Source organism: Pseudomonas sp. BP01 (assembly GCF_022760795.1).
Classification (GTDB): Bacteria; Pseudomonadota; Gammaproteobacteria; order Pseudomonadales; family Pseudomonadaceae; genus Aquipseudomonas; species Aquipseudomonas putida_Q.
Genome location: NZ_JAFBKA010000087.1, coordinates 1 through 411 on the forward strand (window position 1 = coordinate 1; position 411 = coordinate 411).

Genomic DNA, 411 nt, shown 5'->3' on the forward strand with positions numbered 1-411 from the left:
GGCGAGTATTGTCCCTCTGCTGGGTGGCAGTTCGTCCCGCAAAGATTACGAAGATGTACGTAAACTCGTTGAGTATCTTCTGGAACATGACCCGGACAGCCCGCTGGTTGATATACTGACTGCCCGCATTGATGCCTGGGAAAATAACGCGGTGGAATTTACGCGCATCGAAGCTGGTAAAAACGGTGTATCGTTGCTGCGGGTTCTTTTGCAGCAACGCGGGCTTTCACAGTCCGATTTTGAAAACGAGATAGGCAAAAAATCACTCGTCAGCCGGATCCTCAGTGGTGAACGCAGTCTGACACTCGATCACATGCGGGCGCTGGCAAATCGATTTCAAATCCCGGTCTCGATGTTTGTTGACTGATTCGGGAACAGAGCAGGCGAAGGGGGCATCGGTCCCCGTCTGGC

At 52.8% G+C, this 411-nt stretch carries 1 protein-coding gene; it reads left to right on the forward strand.

What is annotated here, in order from left to right; genetic code table 11:
- Positions 1-367, forward strand: a 367-nt coding sequence (locus tag JOY50_RS28595) for a type II toxin-antitoxin system HigA family antitoxin (protein WP_243056180.1), incomplete at its 5' end; no start/stop codon positions are given.
- Positions 368-411 lie beyond the last annotated feature (44 nt).